This window comes from Bacteroides ndongoniae (genome assembly GCF_900108345.1).
Lineage (GTDB): Bacteria > Bacteroidota > Bacteroidia > Bacteroidales > Bacteroidaceae > Bacteroides > Bacteroides ndongoniae.
The window spans coordinates 483713-500925 of sequence record NZ_FNVV01000012.1; the positions used below are offsets into that span (position 1 = coordinate 483713).

The window sequence follows — 17213 nt, forward strand, 5'->3', positions numbered from 1 at the left end:
CAAAGCCTTCTCCGTCTATTCTCTTATAACCTTGTCAACTCGTCAACTTGTCAACTCGTTAACTCGTCAACTCAACTTTACACGTTGAAACGGAAGTGCATGATGTCGCCGTCCTGCACCACGTAGTCCTTGCCTTCGATGCTGAGCTTACCAGCTTCGCGCACGGCGGCTTCGGAACCGTACTTGATGTAGTCGTCGTACTTAATGACCTCGGCGCGGATGAAGCCTTTCTCGAAGTCGGTGTGGATGACACCGGCACATTGCGGAGCTTTCCAACCCTTGTGGTAGGTCCAGGCTTTCACTTCCATTTCGCCGGCGGTGATAAAGGTCTCCAGATTGAGCAGACTGTAGATGGCCTTGATGAGGCGGTTGCAGCCGCTTTCCTTCAGACCGAGGTCTTCGAGGAACATCTGTTTCTCTTCGTAAGTCTCCAGTTCGGCAATGTCGGCTTCGGTCTGTGCGGAGATAATCATCAGCTGGGCGTCCTCGCCCTTGATGGCTTCGCGTACCTGCTCGACGTAAGCGTTGCCGGTGGCGGCAGAGGTGTCGTCGACGTTGCACACGTAGAGGACGGGTTTGGTAGTAAGCAGGAACATCTGCTTGGCGCAGACTTCCTCTTCTTCATTTTCGCAAGTCACGGTGCGGGCGCTGAGACCCTGTTCGAGGGCTTCCTTGTAGCGCAGCAGCAGGCCGTATTCTATCTTGGCCATCTTGTCGCCGCCCACCTTGGCTACCTTTTCTACGCGCTTGATGCGGTTTTCTACGGTTTCAAGGTCTTTCAGCTGGAGCTCGGTGTCGATGATTTCCTTGTCGCGCACGGGGTTGACGGAGCCGTCTACGTGGACGATGTTACCGTTGTCGAAGCAGCGCAGCACGTGGATGATGGCGTCGCACTCGCGGATGTTGCCCAGGAACTGGTTGCCCAGGCCTTCGCCCTTGCTGGCACCTTTGACGAGGCCGGCAATGTCGACAATGTCGCACACGGCGGGAACGATGCGTCCCGGATGTACAATCTCGGCCAGGCGGGTCAGACGCTCGTCGGGCACGGATACCTGGCCCATTTGGGCGTCGATGGTACAGAAGGGGAAGTTGGCTGCCTGTGCCTTTGCGCTGGACAGGCAGTTGAAAAGGGTGGATTTTCCCACGTTGGGAAGGCCCACGATACCTGCTTTTAATGCCATAAGTCTATCTTGTTTTTAGTTATTGTTCAGTTAATTGGCTGCAAAGATAATGCTTTTTCTTCGTTTCCTTCTATTATTTAGAGGTAATAAACGTTTGTATGGGGCGGGGCGAAAGCGGAAGAAGAACGAGAAGCACGGTGTCGGGAAACAGGGAATTGTGCTTTCGGAATGATAGCATTTGGCGCTTTTGGCTGACGAAGCATTTCTTCGGTTAACGGAAAATAGCGTGGAAAGAGGGCGATTTCGTTAGTCAAATTGCATGAATATGTGCGTGAATTGCCAGCATGGCGTATGTTTATGCGGAAAGTTGCTTGTTTTCTTTGTCCGCAATGCTTGTGTACTGCGGCTGGAATGCTTGTGCGGTTCGGCCGGATTGCTTGTGCGGTTCGGCAGCAATGCTTGTTGCCTGCGGAAGCGTGGCTTTTCGTGACGGAAAACGTCGTTTCCGCACCCTTTTCGGAGTGCTTTTTCTCTATTTTATTTGTAAGTATTTTGCTATCATTCTGTGCTTCTGCCAACTACGGATTTTTGCTTTCGGAACGACGGCCAACCTTGGTATCGGGCCGGAAAAACGGATTCTGAAGGGCTTGGAAAAGCAAAGTGTCAAAATGTAACTTACCCTTGTTCGAGGGGCTGAAGATAGGGAGGTGGCGGGTGTTGGCGGATTGCTTTTTCTGTATTACTTTTGCAGGCGCAAAATCTAAATTGTTATGAATTCAAAAGCGAAAGGTTATCTTCTGGGAGCAGTGGCGGCGGCATCTTATGGCATGAACCCGCTGTTTGCCTTGCCCCTTTACAAGGCGGGAATGAATCCCGATTCGGTGTTGTTCTACAGGTATTTGTTCGCCATCCCTTTGCTGGGCATCATGCTGAAGGCACGCGGACGTAACTTCCGGCTGGAGCGCAGGCAGGTCTTCCCGCTCATCGTGATGGGACTGCTGGTGGCCATATCTTCGCTCACGCTGTTCGAGAGCTACAACTACATGGACGTGGGCATTGCCTCGACCCTGCTGTTTGTCTACCCTATCATGGTGACGCTGATTATGGCTTTTGTCTATAAGGAGAAGCTGACGTGGCAACTGGCCTTGTGTATGGTGCTTGCCCTGAGCGGCATCGGTCTGCTGTATAAGGGCGGCGACGGTGCTACGCTGAGTCTGGTGGGCACGGCATTTGTGTTTGCTTCGTCGCTTTCGTATGCTATATATATTGTAGGAGTCAATCAGGGATCGCTTAAGGAAGTGGCTACGCTGAAGGTCACTTTCTATGTGCTTCTGTTCGGTGTGTCGCTTTTTGTGGTTCGCCTGTGGAATAGCGGCGAGTGGCATACGCCGGAAGCCAGCCAGTGGTATCTTTGGGGCAATCTGCTGGGACTGGCAGTCTTCCCTACGGCCATTTCGTTCCTTTGTACTACGAGCGCCATTCAGTATATCGGCTCTACCCCTACCGCCATTTTGGGCGCTTTGGAGCCGGTGACGGCAGTCATCATCGGTGTGATGGTCTTTGGCGAGACAATCACGCTGCGTGTGTTCTGCGGACTGGTGCTGATTATCGTAGCCGTGACATTTGTTGTGGCAGGCGGAAACATAACGTCGCATTTGGTGCGCTTCCGCAAGCTTTTCCCGCGGTTGCCGTTGCATCGCAAGAAACACGCTTAACCCCTCTGTCTGTCGTTTAGCCGACAGACAGCCGATAAAAATAAAAGCCGGAATGCATCGCGCACTCCGGCTTTTCTGTTATGTAAAAAAGGTTTTTGGTTATTTATGAGAGTATTTTTAAGAGAGAATTGGCAGGGCCGTCCGGTTGTTACATGTTGGGATTATCCATTGTAACGGTCAGTTCCGGAACGATTACATAAGCGCCTTTCTTTTTGTTCCATTTGTAGTACTCTGTAGTCAAGGTCTTACCCTGGTAAGTATAATGGATACAAATGTCTTTTTCCCATTTATTCTGTTCGCTGTTCCATTTCAAAGCTTCGTTCTCGATCATGCGTTTCTGGTCGTCGTACTTATAGTTATACTTCATGTAGTTGGCCAGCAAAGCGCCGTCTGCTTTGTAAACAGTCTGTCCTACCATCAGTCCGTCTACTTCTTGCGAATTGTAAACGAGATTGTTCGAATTGAAAGCGTTAACGTTCATTCCACATACAGCGAGAATAGAAGATAAGATCAAAGTTTTTAAAGTTTTCATGATTGCTATGTTTTTAAGTTATATTTCAAATTTCTATCATTATGTTCTCGAAAACGGCTGCAAAGGTAGTGATTTTATTGATATGAAAACAAAAACGGGTGAAAATAATGTCAAAATGTCAATTCTCTATGCTGGGTATGACTTTCTTTTTGGCAATCTTTATAAATAAAAAATATCCGGCAGGAAGGTTGCCGGATATTCTATGGTGCAAACTGCATTTCGAAAGGAATGCTTTTGTTGCTTTCTGATTGTAAGTTAAATAAAGTTATAGACCTGCTTAGTGCGCCTCCAACCAGTTCTTTCCCCATCCGCAATCGGCTCTCAGGGGCACCTGCATGCGATAGGCGTTTTCCATTTCCTCGATTACAATTTTCTGCACGAGCTCCTTTTCTTCGGCCGGAACGCTGAAATTCAGTTCGTCGTGCACCTGCAAAATCATCTTTGCTTTCAGATTGTAACTGACAAAGCGCTGATAGATGCGCGCCATGGCTACTTTGATGATGTCGGCGGCACTGCCTTGTATGGGGGCATTGATGGCATTTCGCTCGGCATAGCCACGCACGACGGCATTTCTTGAGTTGATGTCGGGCAGGAAACGCTTGCGGTGGAAGATGGTCTCCACATAGCCGTGTTCGCGTGCCACCTCGATGCTTCGGTCCATATACTCCTTTACTTGGGGATAGGTTTCGAAATAGCCGTCGATCAGTTCTTTGGCTTCCTTACGGTCTACGTTCATACGCTCAGCCAGTCCGAAGACTGAAATGCCGTAGATGATACCGAAGTTGGCCGTTTTGGCCTTGCGGCGCATGTCCGATGTTACTTCTTTTATATCGGTCTTATAGATTTGGGCGGCCGTAGCAGCGTGAATGTCGTGGCCGCTACAGAAGGCTTCGATCATGTTGGGGTCGCCGCTCAGATGCGCCATGATGCGCAGTTCTATCTGCGAGTAGTCTGCCGAGAAGAACTCGCAACCGTCGTCGGGGATAAAGGCTTTGCGTATTTCCTTGCCGTCCTCGTCGCGGATGGGGATGTTCTGCAGGTTGGGGTTGCTCGAACTAAGCCGTCCTGTAGCGGTGACTGCCTGGTTGAAGGACGTATGTATGCGTCCCGTGCGCGGATTGATGAGCTGGGGCAGGGCGTCGATGTAGGTGCCGAGCAGTTTCTTTAGTCCGCGATGTTCGAGTATCTTGTCGATGATAGGATGCTTGCTGCGCAGGCTTTCGAGCACTTCTTCGCTGGTGACGTACTGTCCGGTTTTTGTCTTCTTGGCCTTGCCGGTGATTTTCAGTTTGTCGAAGAGTACTTCGCCTACTTGCTTGGGCGAGCCGATATTGAAGGTTTCGCCGGCCAGCTCGTAGATGGCTTTCTCGATTTCCTGCAAACGGGCTGTGAAGTGTGCCGAGGTTTGCTTAAGGGCTTCGGTGTCGATGCGCACGCCGTTGGTCTCGATGTTCACCAGTACGGGGACAAGGGGCATTTCGATTTCGTAGAAGAGGCGTTCTACTCCTTGTGCTTTCAGTTCCTTTTCAAGGACGTTTTTCAGCTTCAGGGTGACGTCGGCGTCTTCGCAGGCGTAACGATAGACTTCTTCGGGTGCGAGATCGCGCATACTTTTCTGGTTCTTCCCGCGGGGGCCTATCAGTTCGTCGATGTGGATGGTCTGATAGTGCAGGTAGATTTCGGCCAGGTAGTCCATGTTATGTCGCAGCTCGGGCTGAAGCACGTAGTGGGCAAGCATGGTGTCGAACAACGGGCCTTGCACTTTGACTCCGTAATTCTGTAAAACGATCATGTCGTACTTGATGTTCTGGCCGACTTTCACCGATTTTTCGTTTTCGTAGAGCGGGCGAAGGTCGTTTACAATTCTTAACGCTTCTTCACGGTTAGCTGGTACGGGTACGTAGTAACCTTTGTTTTCGCTGTCGCTGAAGCTCATTCCCACAAGTTCGGCCTCCATGGCTTCGGTGCTTGTAGTCTCTGTATCTATTGCAAGAATTTCTGTTGTAAGTAACTTTTGAAAAAATTCTGCTCTTTTCTCTTCTGTATCAATAAGTTGGTAGTCGTAATCGAGCATTTCTAATCGCGTCAGATTTGTTTTTTCCGGAGCGCTCGCCCCCTCGTCCGCAATTTCGGCAAACAAATCGCCTTGCTGGGGTAGGGTGTTGGTGGCGAGGCTGGCTTGCGGCTGTGCAAACAGAGTTCCGGCAAAAAGGTCGGGTGTGCCTGCTGCCGATTGACCTGTAGTCGGAGCGGAAGTATTGCCTTTGCCAAGGACACGGTCGATGAGTGTGCGGAATTCCAGTTCACCGAAAATCTTGCGGAGTTCCTGCTCGTCGGGTTCTTCGCGTACCAGGCTGTCCATGTCGAGTGCGATGGGAGCATCGGTCTTGATGGTGGCCAGGAATTTGGAGAAAGTGATCATTTCGCGGTTCGCCTCTACTTTGGTCTTCAAGGCTCCTTTCAGTTGGTCGGTGTGTTCGAGCAGATTTTCGATGCTGCCGAACTGGGCTATCAGCTTTTGAGCGGTTTTCTCGCCCACGCCGGGACAACCGGGTATGTTGTCCGATGCGTCGCCCATCAGGCCAAGCATGTCGATGACCTGTGGAATGGAATCGATACTGAATTTAGCCTTTACCTCGTTGATACCCATTACCTCGAAGCCGCCCGTGTGCTTGGGACGGTACATGAAGACGTTTTCGCTGACCAATTGTCCGTAGTCTTTGTCGGGCGTCATCATGTAGGTGGTGATGCCCTGTCGTCCGGCTTCGGTGGCCAGTGTGCCTATTACGTCATCGGCTTCGTAGCCCGGCACCTCCAGAATGGGGATGCGGTAGGCGCGGATGATGTCTTTTATAATAGGTACGGAGAGGCGGATGGTTTCGGGTGTTTCTTCGCGCTGCGCCTTGTACTGTTCGTAGGCCTCGTGTCGGAAGGTGGGACCTGCGGGGTCGAAGGCGACTCCGATGTGGGTAGGGTTCTCTTTCTTCAGGACTTCTTCCAGCGTGTTTACAAAGCCCAGTATGGCGGATGTATTGAAGCCTTTGGAGTTGATTCGCGGGTTCTTGATAAGCGCATAATAGGCCCGATATATCAGGGCATAAGCGTCGAGAAGGAATAGTTTATTGGTTGAATTCATACATTTAATCCTTTTTTTCATGGTAAAAGTACAAAAAAATACTGTTTATTACTATTTTTGCGGTCAAATAGCAGTGCATGAACAGTATATCGATAATTAAAAATCCTATTTCTACCGAATTGGGCGACTTCAATAGGCTATTTGACAGCTCCCTTTCCAGTTCTAACCCCTTGTTGAAGAGTGTCATTGAGCATATCCGGCAAAGGAGTGGGAAGAGGATGCGTCCGATGCTGGTGTTGCTTATGGGCAAGCTGTTTGGAGAAGTCAACCAGTCTACGCTTCATGCGGCAGCAGCTTTGGAACTGCTTCATACGGCCAGTCTGGTGCACGACGACGTGGTAGACGAAAGTAGCGAGCGGCGCGGACAGCTGTCGGTGAATGCAGTGTTTAATAATAAGGTAGCTGTTTTGTCGGGCGATTATCTGCTGGCTACAGCCTTGGTACAGGTGGCTCTGACCCGCAATCACGACATTATCGACGTGGTTTCTGCATTGGGGCAGGACTTGGCCGAAGGTGAACTGCTACAACTTTCCAACGTTAGCAATCTTGAGTTTTCCGAGTCGGTTTATTTCGACGTTATCCGCAAGAAGACGGCGGCTTTGTTCGCTGCCTGTACCAAAGCGGGGGCTTTGTCGGTAGGAGCAACCGATGAAGAAGTCGAGGATGCCCGTCTGTTCGGTGAATACATCGGTATTTGCTTCCAGATAAAGGACGATATCTTCGATTACTACGACAGCAAGGAGATAGGCAAACCTACGGGTAACGACATGCACGAAGGCAAACTGACGCTTCCGGTGCTTTATGCACTGAACGCTACCCACGATGAAGAGGCTCGCGCACTGGCCCTGAAAGTGAAGGAAGGTAGTGCTTCGGCCGATGAAATCGGGCATTTGGTGCGTTTCACCAAGGAAAACGGAGGCATCGAGTATGCTGAAAAGGTGATGAACGACTATCGTGAGAAAGCTTTTGCTTTGTTGCCTGCCGAAGGGCATGCGGACGTTAAACAAGCTCTTACTGCTTACTTGAACTACGTGGTAGAACGCGAGAAATAAGCGCATTCCCGTCGCTACATCGGTCTGGGCAGAGACCTTTATTATTCCCTTTTATTCATTCAACACAGCTGGTTTTATCGGGCTTTGCAGGACACTTGCATGGCTCGTGAGAGACACTTGCACGGCTCGCGAGCAACACTTGCACGGCTCACGAACAACACTTGTGTGGCTCGGACACATCGCTTATTGCCTGTTTTCGTGGAAAAAAGGAGTATAAAAAACGCCTTCCGGTTGTCCGAAAAGCGTTCCTTATTGAAAGCTGTTTGTCCCTTTCCTTTTGCGGAAGAGGGGCGTTGGGCGGCGATAGCAAGTGACTGGCGACAATTAGAAGAATTTTGTCTCCTGACCCAGAATGTCGCTCAACAGCAGGTTGGCCAGGCGGCTTGTGCCCAAGCGGAACAGGCTGTTGTTCAGCCATTCTTCGCCCAGTATTTCTTTAACGATGGTGTAGTATACCAATGCATCGTTCACTGTGTTGATGCCTCCGGCGGGCTTGAAACCGATCTTTATACCCGTCTCTTTGTAATATTCTTTGATGGCCTGACACATAACGTAAGCGGCTTCGGGAGTGGCGGCAGGCTGCTGTTTTCCGGTAGAAGTCTTGATGAAGTCGGCACCGGCATACATGGATAGGATAGAGGCTTTCTTGATGTTCGAAGCGGTCTTCAGGGCACCTGTTTCCAGAATGACTTTCAGGTGATGATCCTTGCAAGTCTCTTTCAGTTCCTGTATTTCGTCGCACATTTCTTCGTAGTTTCCACTGAGGAACTTGCCTACTGAAATAACGATGTCTATCTCGTCGGCACCTTCCATGATGGCCATGGCTGTTTCGGCTACTTTAACCTCGATGAATGTCTGCGAGGAGGGGAATCCACCCGATACGCAGGCTATTTTCACGTCTTCCACTTCGAGCGTGTCTTTTACTATTTCAGCGAAGTTGGGGTATACGCAGATGGCTGCTACGTTTTTCAGGTCGGGGTGCAGTTCGTCGAACTGGTTGACTTTTTGGGTAAATTTCATTACGCTTTCATCGCTGTCTTCACTCTTCAGTGTGGTCAGATCGATGCAGTTGAACAGAAACTTCTTGACGTCCATGGTATCGTTTGCAGGGACTTTTTCTGTCATGATTTTGGCTACCTGGGCAGCTACTTCGGCATCGTCCAGCTGGGTGTTGTACTTGGCTAGAGCGGCATCGTACTTGCTCTTGTTCGGTTCGTTTTTATCCATGATGTTTCTCTTTTAGGGTAGGGTTATTATTGTCTTAGTTTTTCGTTATTCAGGTGCCGTTGGTTATCTCGGCGTGTCTTCTTTTCCAAGGTTTGTCTGAAGGCTTCGGTGACATCTACACCTGTCTGGTTGGCGATGCATAGAAGCACCCAGAGGATGTCGGCTATCTCTTCGTCCAGATTGTCTTTTTCGCCTTGTTTGAACGACTGGTCGCCGTATTTCCGGGCCATCACGCGAGCCAGTTCTCCAACTTCTTCGGTCAATACGGCCATGTTGGTCAGTTCGCTGAAGTAGCGCACACCGTATTGTTTTATCCAGTTGTCTACTTGCTGCTGGGCATCGTGCAGGGTGATGCCTGTGGGGCTGTTTTCTTCCGTATTCATCGTCTGTACTCCTTTCATTCTTTGTTTTTGGTGTCTATGCAGATGGTTACCGGTCCGTCGTTCAGCAGCTCTACTTTCATGTCTGCTCCGAATTCGCCTGTACCGATTTCCTTGCCCAATGCCTCAGTCAGGCAGCGGCAAAACTCTTCGTATAGCGGTATGGAGATGTCTGGTTTGGCAGCGTGGATATACGAGGGGCGGTTTCCTTTCTTGGTCGAGGCATGAAGGGTGAACTGGCTGATGACAAGTATTTCGCCGTCAATATCAAGAACAGATTTGTTCATAACGCCGTTTTCATCGTCGAAAATACGCAGGTTGACTATCTTCTTGCACAGCCAGTCGATGTCTTCGTGGTTGTCGGCTTCTTCGATGCCTACCAGTATCATCAGTCCTTTTCCGATGGCCGATTTGCAATGTCCGTTGATGGTGACGGAGGCATGTCCGGCACGTTGTATCACTACTCTCATTTTGTTTTTATTTTACAGTTGGGTTACAAATATACAGATTATCCGCATTATAAAAAACAGACTGAGCCAAAATCCTGCATGATATTAGCCCTTTTTCCTGTCTGTCTGTTTTGGGTAAAGGAGTGTTTTGAGGCAGCTGCGCTTTACGAGTTGGCTGTCTCGAAGAACTCTTTGATGGTTTTCGCTTTCGCTTCGCCTACAACGGCGCTCAGTGCTTCTTGCGATGCTTCCCTGATCCGCTTTACGCTCTTGAATTCTTTAAGCAGGGCGGTCTTGGTCTTTTCGCCTATTCCTTTGATGTCATCCAGCGCTGATGCGATCTGCCGTTTGCTACGTTTGTCGCGATGGAAAGTGATGGCATAGCGGTGTACTTCGTCCTGAATCCTTGTCAGCAGGTGGAAGAGGGGCGTGTTCTGTTTCAGCCCGATGGTTTGTGGCGGAAACCCATAAAGCAGCTCTGAAGTGCGGTGTTTCCCGTCCTTGGCCAGTCCTGCGATGGGAACATCGATTTGCAGTTCGTCTATCACCTCTTTTACGGCGCTCATTTGCCCTTTTCCTCCGTCGGTGATAAGCAGGTCGGGCAAGGGTTGTTTCTCTTCAATGGCGCGCTGATAACGCCGCCTGACGACTTCTTTCATGGAAGCATAGTCGTCCGGTCCTTCTACGGTCTTGATGTTGTACTTCCGATAGTCTTTTTTCGACGGTTTTCCTTTGATGAATACGACGCATCCGGCCACGGGGTCGGAGCCTTGTATGTTCGAGTTGTCGAAACATTCTATCTGCATGGGAAGCCTTTTGAGGTGCAGTTCGTCCTGTATTTCCTTCAGCAGTCTGACGGTTCGTTGCTCCGGATTCAGCTTTTCGGCCTGTTTCAGTCGGTCGGCTTTGTACTGTTTGACGTTGAGTAGGGAAAGGTCGAGCAGTTTCTTTTTGTCACCTCGTTGCGGCACGGTGAAAACGACATCTTTCAGCTCAATGTCCAGCTCGAAAGGAACGATGATTTCACGTGAAAGGCTTTTGTAGCGTTCGCGCATTTCGATGATGCCCAGTGCCAGCAACTCTTCTTTGGTTTCGTTCAGGCGTTTCTTGTATTCGAAGGTGAAAGCCTGGTTGATGGCACCATTTGTGATGTGCAGGTAGTTGATGAAAGCGGAGTTGGCATCGTTGTCTTCCTCGATGGAGAAAACATCAATGTTGTGCAGTATGTTGCTTACTACTTCCGACTTGGAGCGGTAGTTTACCAGCAGCATGTATTTCTCTTTCACCTTTTGTGCTTCCTCAAATTTCATTTCGGCTGCCAGTTCCTGCATCTGCTGGAAAAGCATTCGTTCGATATATTGCGTATTTCCTTTTAGTATTTCCTTGATTTCATCGATATTCTTCATGTATTCGTCCATGCTCTGTTTCCCTATGCATGGGCCTGCGCAGTTCTTGATGTGGTATTCCAAGCAGACGTTGAACTTTCCGTTTCGGATGTTTTCGGGCGAAAGGTTCAGGTTGCAGGTGCGTAGCGGGTAGAGGTGCTTAATCAGATCGAGCACGGCATTCATCGAAGGTATATGGCTGTAGGGCCCATAGTAGGAAGAGCCGTTTCGTATGATTCTTCTCGTCTTGAAAATACGTGGAAAATATTCGTTTTGAACGCAAATGGAAGGGTAGGTTTTGTCGTCCTTCAACAAGACGTTGTAGCGTGGCTTGTATTTCTTGATCAGGTTGTTTTCGAGCAACAGGGCATCTTCCTCGGTATTGACCACGATGTATCGTATATCGGCAATCTTGCTAACCAGTACCCGAGTCTTACCTGGCTCGTGTTCTCGGTTGAAGTAAGACGATACACGGCGTTTCAGGTTTTTGGCCTTTCCTACGTATATAATGGTGCCTTCAGTATTCAGGTATTGGTAAATGCCAGGGCCTTCGGGTAGGTTGGAGACAATGCCTTTCAGATAATCGTTGGTTTTTAACTCTTCCATTTTAGTATGCTTTACGTTCGATGGGCGTATGGATGGGGGTAGGACGTATGCTGAAGTTTCTTTGCTCCGGGCTTTTCTATCTGCGATGAAAAGGAAGCAAAGAAACTCTTTTATGTATACTTATCTGTCGAAAGTCAATATGGATTCTATTTCAATATCATTTTGAGCTATTTTCTCTCTTCCGTGCAGATTCTTTAATTCGATGATGAAATTGACGTATAGCTTGTTTTTGTTCAGCTGTCGTACTAATTGGCAGGCTGCAGCCATGGTGCCTCCCGTAGCCAGTAAATCGTCGTGGATCAGGACAACGTCATCTTCGCTGATGGCATCCTTGTGTATCTGTATAGTGTCCTTTCCATACTCTTTATCGTAGCTTAGCTCGATTGTCTCAGCCGGAAGCTTCCCGGGTTTGCGGATTGGAACAAATCCTGCTCCTAATCGGATGGCGAGGGCAGGTGCCATAATGAAGCCTCTTGATTCGAGTCCGACAACTTTTGTGATGCCTTTATCCTTGTATGTCTCGTAGAGTATGTCCAGGATGCTCTTTAAAGCTTCACGGTCTTTGAACATGGTTGTTACGTCATAGAACAAGATTCCCGGTATCGGGAAATCAGGTATTTCTCGGATACTTTTGATAATTGTTTCTTTGTTCATAATCAGATGTTTTAATGCGTTTATTGAATTATTTGTTTCACGTGGAACGCGTTCGTCTTAGCGGCCCGAAAGGACTAAGAGAACATTGATATCGCTCGGTGATACTCCCGGTATACGACTTGCTTGGGCGATAGTCTCCGGATCTATCTTCACTAACTTCTGCCGGGCTTCGGTAGATAGAGATTGGATTGAGTTATAGTCGAACTTCCCTTTGATCTTGATGCTTTCCAAACGAGCCAGCTTGTCGGCTATGATACGCTCTCGACCAATATATCCTTCGTATTTGATTAAGATTTCAGCAGCTTCGATAATTTCTTCTTTCCGCTCTGTTATCTTATCCAATTCCCGCTTCAAGGCACTTACGTGTTCACTCATATTTTCGATTGTTATTTGCGGGCGATTTATTAAGTCGATTAGTTTGCATCCTTGTCGGAGTGGAGTAGTACCTAACGACTCTAATGTGGAATTAATCAATGCAGGTTTCATGGAATAATTGCGAGTAAACTGAACCAAGCTTTCGATGGCTTCACGTTTTTTTCGTAATAACTCATAGCGATCGTTTTGGGCTAGTCCCAGTTTCCATGACTTCTCTGTCAGGCGCATGTCTGCATCGTCCATACGAAGCAGTATGCGATATTCTGCTCGTGAGGTAAACATTCGGTAAGGCTCGTCTACGCCTTTAGTAACCAAATCATCGATGAGTACGCCGATATATGCTTCATCGCGTCCCAATGTGAAAGGTTCTCCTCCGTGGCAATTGATATGTGCGTTGATGCCGGCTATGATTCCTTGTCCGGCAGCTTCTTCGTATCCTGTCGTTCCGTTTACTTGTCCGGCAAAGAACAGATTCTTTATTTTTTTTGTTTCCAACGTGTGTTTCAGTTGGGTTGGGTCGAAGTAATCGTATTCGATGGCATAACCAGGACGATAAATGACGAGGTCTCTGAATGCAGGAATCTTTTTAAGTGCTGCAATCTGTATTTCCATGGGAAGAGACGATGAAAAACCGTTCAAATACAGTTCGCGGGTTGTTTCTCCTTCCGGTTCCAGAAATAATTGGTGTTGCTCCTTGTCGGGGAAGGTTACAATCTTGGTCTCGATACTTGGACAGTAGCGTGGCCCTATACTTTTGATCTGTCCGTTGAAAAGGGGAGATTCAGGTAAACCTTCACGCAGTATCTGGTGCGTTTCTTCGTTGGTGAAGCATGTCCAACAAGGCAACTGTTTCAGATGACGTGTGCCTGTATTCATGAATGAGAACTTGTGGAAATCTGCTTCGCCATCTTGAATCTCCATACAGTCGTAGTGAACGCTTCGTCCATCGATGCGTACCGGCGTACCTGTTTTCATACGGCCATAGGTAATGCCGTGCTGTGCGATAGATTCGGTCAATTCGTAAGAAGCTGGTTCGGCCATTCGTCCGCCAGGAAGCATGGTTCGTCCTACGTGCATCAGTCCGTTCAGGAAGGTACCTGCTGTCAGAACTACACATTTGGCGTGGAAAGTTACCCCCCACACGGTTTTTACTCCTGTTACTTCTCCGTTTTCAACGAGAATTCCGTTTACGGTGTCCTGCCAAATATGTAAGTTGGGTATGTTCTCCAGAATTTCCCGCCAGGCCCAAATGAATTTGCCACGGTCGCATTGGGCACGTGGACTCCACATGGCCGGTCCTTTTGATCGGTTCAGAATCCGGAATTGGATAGCGGTTTTGTCTGTTACTAATCCCATGTATCCACCCAGTGCATCGATTTCGCGCACAATCTGTCCTTTGGCAATACCACCCACAGCCGGATTACAGCTCATCTGCCCGATTTTATTCATGTCCATAGTGATGAGACACGTTTTGGATCCTAAATTGGCAGCAGCTGCTGCGGCTTCACATCCGGCATGCCCGGCACCGATTACAATTACATCGTATTTAAATTCCATTCGTCTAAAACTGTTATTACTGATGCAAAGTTACTAAAAAGTTAGGTTAAGGTTTTACTTTCTGCTGCTTATTACTTATGAATTATAAGAAAAACTGGTCAGGAATTGCAGTTTGGTTTTATCGTTCTATTTATTGAACAGATTCTTTTATCTTATGTTCGGATGATAGGCTATTTTTGCATCATTGATTTGTGTAGGTTTTCTAATCTGAAATTGTTTTCTAATAAAACTTTTAATTCCTCTTGGTAGAGGAAATGTTAGCTTCGTTAGAAATGTTGGTTATTTTAAAATAGAGCAGGTATGTTATTCAAAAGAACATTTTGTAGTATATTATTGCTGGCGGTAGTGCTGGCTTGTGCTTATGGCGTCAATTATACGCCGGAAAGGGTGTGTGCTTCTGTTTCATTGAAAGCGCCGGGGAATAGTGCTGAACGGTATGCTCTGTCTTTTCGGGATTCTGAGAATCCGTTGTATAAATATCAGCTCATTTCGCCCGAAAAAATGCCATTGCTGATTTATCAGGATGTGGATCAAGCGGAGAAATCTTGTCGGGTAACAGTGTTCATTGTAGCTTTGGAGAATGTATATTTTCACTTCGACGAGCAGGTGAAAACGGGCTATCGACACGATGACTGCCTGTTCTATATGCCCGGCTTCTGGTATCGTCGCAATCTGCGTTCACCCAAACAAGCTCCTTCTTTTCATACATCGGATAGTTGGGTGGTACGGGAAGACCGCTTGAGTACACCATTAACGGCTGTATTTAATGAAAAAGAGAAAACTGTAATGTCAGTGATTCGTTTGGACGATTATGAGTCAGATGCATTGACTACTCATCAGGAAGGTGAGGTTATACTGTCTGGTTCTACTTCAATTGGCTATACAGGCTTTGAAAATATTTCAGGTGAGACATCCCTTTCTTTTGGTTTCCCTTATAAGGAGGAACCACGAAGCTATGTCCGTAAATTGACTCTGGCTCCTTCGGTTGAAGCTTTTCAGCTTCTGAAGAAAGGAGAAACACTTACTTTGACATGGGAGTTGAAAGAGGCTGATGCAACTGACTTCTCTGAGTGCGTACAACGTACTTGGGAATATTGTTATGATACATATCGTCCTCAACCGGTTGAGACACCTTATTCTTCTGAAGAAATGAAAAGTGTATTGAGCAACTATTTTGTGGAAAGCTTTGTAGATGATACACCGGTAAACTATTTTTCGGGAGTCGAATTACGTACAGCTACCTGCGAATGCAATGATGTAGCTGAGGTAGGTTTTGTGGGACGTACATTACTGAATGCTTTCAACGCTTTGGAATATGGCGAGCAACAGCAAAGAACTGATTTGGCAGGAAACGCCCGTCTTGTTTTTGATTCTTATTTGAAGAATGGCTTTTCGTCTGCAGGTTTCTTTAATGAAGTTATTCATTATAAGCGGGGAGCAATAGAACAGAATCATAGCATCCGTCGTCAGTCGGAAGGAATATACGCAGTGTTGCATTATTTGAATTATGAACGTACTCGTGACCGGAAACATCCGGAGTGGGAGAAGCGTGTCAGGAAAATGTTGGATATGTTCTTGCTTCTTCAGCAGGCTGATGGTAGTTTTCCACGAAAGTTCAAGGATGATTTATCACTGGTAGATTCGACAGGAGGAAGTACTCCATCTGCTACATTACCATTGGTGATGGGATATAAATATTTTAAAGATAAACGTTATTTAGAAGCAGCCCGACGTACGGTAAACTATTTGGAAACGGAGATTATATCCAAATCTGATTATTTCTCGTCTACTCTTGATGCTAATTGCGAGGATAAGGAGGCTTCCTTGTATGCTTCTACGGCAGCCTATTATCTGGCTCTGGTTTCGAAAGGAGAAGAACGTGCTCATTATACAGCATTGGCCCGGAAGGCTGCTTATTTTGCTTTGTCGTGGTACTATACGTGGGATGTACCTTTTGCGCAAGGACAAATGTTGGGTGATATTGGGCTGAAGACTCGTGGATGGGGAAATGTTTCGGTCGAGAATAATCATATAGATGTATTTGTCTTCGATTTTGCCGATGTATTGAGATGGTTGGCGAAAGAATATAGTGAGCAGCGTTTTGCAGATTTTGCGGAAGTTATATCAACCTCTATGCGTCAATTGTTACCTTATGAAGGGCACATGTGCGGCATAGCCAAAACCGGTTATTATCCCGAAGTGGTTCAGCACACTCATTGGGATTATGGGAAAAATGGAAAGGGATATTATAATACAATTTTTGCTCCAGGATGGACGGTTGCTTCTTTGTGGGAACTCTTTTCGTCAGGGCGTGCTGAAACCTTCCTCCGGTAGTAGATGTGTGTTAAAAGAAGATGCCATTGTGAGTGTAAGTTAAAAGCTCATGGATGAAGAATGAAAGAGTTAAGGCTTTAATCTTTGGTTATATATGTTTCTTGAGATAGTCTTAACTCTTTCATTCAATATTAATGTGGGCAGTTATTCTTTGTGAAGCAAGTTTTTTATATTCAGAGCTTTGTTCTCTGCTTCCTCCATGATTTCCCGTTCGCCGGGGCCTTTGTCGTTGATGCCGCACAAATGGAGAATACCATGAATAATAACACGATGCAATTCCCGATCATAATCGTTGTCGGCAAATTGCTCGGCATTGGTACGTACGGTATCCAGGCTAATGAAAAGGTCACCGTTCAAACGGTTGCCTTCGCAGTAGTCGAAAGTGATGATATCCGTATAATAATCGTGTTGCAGATATTGGCGGTTCACTTCCAGAATCTTTTCGTCTGAACAGAAAATGTAGGCTATCTCTCCTACACGCTTTCCATAAGTTGCGGCTACAGCTTTAATCCATTCTGTAGTCTCACGTTTTTTGATGTTGGGCATTTCCACGCCATCTGTTTGGTAACTGATCATAGTCTTATTGATTTGTTTAATTGGTTCTGTAAATAACTAATGTTTATAAGGAGTTGTTTCGCTTGTGCCATACCTTTTTGATGTCTGTGGTGGATACTGATAAATATTGTCTGT

The 17213-nt window shown here is 47.3% G+C and carries 14 protein-coding genes; 3 read left to right on the plus strand and 11 right to left on the minus strand.

From position 1 onward, the window contains the following. Positions 1–77: 77 nt before the first annotated feature. Together ychF and BQ5591_RS21315 are read right to left on the minus strand one after the other, a co-directional pair. Positions 78–1181, minus strand: coding sequence for a redox-regulated ATPase YchF (ychF, locus tag BQ5591_RS02245; protein WP_022162306.1), 1104 nt, complete (start codon positions 1179–1181; stop codon positions 78–80). A 77-nt stretch (positions 1182–1258) separates the two neighbouring features. Further along, positions 1259–1699, minus strand: a complete 441-nt coding sequence (locus BQ5591_RS21315; protein WP_159434416.1) for a hypothetical protein — start codon at positions 1697–1699, stop codon at positions 1259–1261. A gap of 192 nt (positions 1700–1891) precedes the next feature. Between BQ5591_RS21315 and BQ5591_RS02255 the strand changes: the two genes are divergently transcribed. Beyond that, positions 1892–2836, plus strand: a complete 945-nt coding sequence (locus BQ5591_RS02255) for a DMT family transporter (RefSeq protein WP_071148267.1) — start codon at positions 1892–1894, stop codon at positions 2834–2836. Between the two features lie 148 nt (positions 2837–2984). Here the strand turns inward: BQ5591_RS02255 and BQ5591_RS02260 are convergent, their stop codons facing one another. Further along, positions 2985–3368, minus strand: coding sequence for a DUF3836 domain-containing protein (locus tag BQ5591_RS02260; protein ID WP_022162308.1), 384 nt, complete (start codon positions 3366–3368; stop codon positions 2985–2987). A gap of 277 nt (positions 3369–3645) precedes the next feature. After that, on the minus strand, positions 3646–6504 hold the full coding sequence (gene polA / locus BQ5591_RS02265; RefSeq protein ID WP_071148268.1) for a DNA polymerase I: 2859 nt from the start codon (positions 6502–6504) through the stop codon (positions 3646–3648). A gap of 77 nt (positions 6505–6581) precedes the next feature. On the opposite strand from polA, the gene BQ5591_RS02270 reads away from it, so the two are divergent. Further along, positions 6582–7556 carry a polyprenyl synthetase family protein gene (locus BQ5591_RS02270; protein WP_071148269.1) on the plus strand — a complete coding sequence of 325 codons (975 nt, stop codon included), beginning with the start codon at positions 6582–6584 and terminating at the stop codon, positions 7554–7556. A 324-nt stretch (positions 7557–7880) separates the two neighbouring features. Here the strand turns inward: BQ5591_RS02270 and deoC are convergent, their stop codons facing one another. The 6 genes from deoC to mnmG all read right to left on the minus strand — a co-directional run bounded on the left by deoC (position 7881) and on the right by mnmG (position 14189). Then, positions 7881–8783 (minus strand): deoxyribose-phosphate aldolase, encoded by a 903-nt coding sequence (deoC, locus tag BQ5591_RS02275; protein ID WP_071148270.1) that lies wholly within the window; start codon positions 8781–8783, stop codon positions 7881–7883. A gap of 26 nt (positions 8784–8809) precedes the next feature. Next, positions 8810–9136, minus strand: coding sequence for a nucleotide pyrophosphohydrolase (locus BQ5591_RS02280; protein WP_071148569.1), 327 nt, complete (start codon positions 9134–9136; stop codon positions 8810–8812). 44 nt (positions 9137–9180) lie between these two features. Further along, positions 9181–9633 (minus strand): D-aminoacyl-tRNA deacylase, encoded by a 453-nt coding sequence (gene dtd, locus BQ5591_RS02285; protein ID WP_022162315.1) that lies wholly within the window; start codon positions 9631–9633, stop codon positions 9181–9183. A 143-nt stretch (positions 9634–9776) separates the two neighbouring features. Continuing rightward, entirely contained in the window at positions 9777–11603 is a 1827-nt protein-coding gene (gene uvrC / locus BQ5591_RS02290; RefSeq protein WP_071148271.1) for an excinuclease ABC subunit UvrC, read from the minus strand. 120 nt (positions 11604–11723) lie between these two features. Continuing rightward, positions 11724–12257 (minus strand): adenine phosphoribosyltransferase, encoded by a 534-nt coding sequence (locus tag BQ5591_RS02295; RefSeq protein WP_071148272.1) that lies wholly within the window; start codon positions 12255–12257, stop codon positions 11724–11726. 57 nt (positions 12258–12314) lie between these two features. Continuing rightward, entirely contained in the window at positions 12315–14189 is a 1875-nt protein-coding gene (gene mnmG / locus BQ5591_RS02300) for a tRNA uridine-5-carboxymethylaminomethyl(34) synthesis enzyme MnmG (RefSeq protein WP_022162318.1), read from the minus strand. Between the two features lie 300 nt (positions 14190–14489). On the opposite strand from mnmG, the gene BQ5591_RS02305 reads away from it, so the two are divergent. Next, positions 14490–16523: a hypothetical protein gene (locus BQ5591_RS02305; protein ID WP_071148273.1), complete on the plus strand. Its 2034-nt coding sequence runs from the start codon at positions 14490–14492 to the stop codon at positions 16521–16523. Positions 16524–16667: 144 nt separating this feature from the next. Here the strand turns inward: BQ5591_RS02305 and ybeY are convergent, their stop codons facing one another. Continuing rightward, positions 16668–17099 carry an rRNA maturation RNase YbeY gene (gene ybeY, locus BQ5591_RS02310; RefSeq protein ID WP_071148274.1) on the minus strand — a complete coding sequence of 144 codons (432 nt, stop codon included), beginning with the start codon at positions 17097–17099 and terminating at the stop codon, positions 16668–16670. Between the last annotated feature and the right edge of the window lie 114 nt (positions 17100–17213).